The sequence below is a fragment of the Alkalibacterium sp. m-11 genome (assembly GCF_054658155.1).
In genome coordinates this window covers 1-255 of the sequence record NZ_BAAGIR010000492.1, presented here as the reverse complement: position 1 = coordinate 255, position 255 = coordinate 1, and the positions used below count along the sequence as shown (strand labels likewise).

Below are 255 nucleotides of genomic sequence, written 5' to 3'. Positions count from 1 at the left end.
AAAACAGCTCACCGATGGTGCGCGGATCCTTCTCTTCACGGGATATTAAGGCGAACATCATATACCGGGTAAAAACAACCGCAGTATGGGCAACCATATTGTCATAATCACGAGCAGAAAATTCATTAGAGAGCTTAAGGTAAGATTTACTGTATTTGAAGAAGGTCTCGATCTGCCAGCGTTTTCCATATAAACGAATGATTTCCTCATCTGGCAAGTCAACGTCAGTTGACAGAAGAGCTAGCCAGTTTTTCT

1 protein-coding gene is annotated in these 255 nt (G+C 42.4%); it reads right to left on the bottom strand.

The genetic code is table 11. The features are described 5' to 3' along the window. On the bottom strand, positions 1-255 hold a 255-nt coding region (locus ACYQ2O_RS13290; protein ID WP_459771549.1), incomplete at both ends, for a transposase.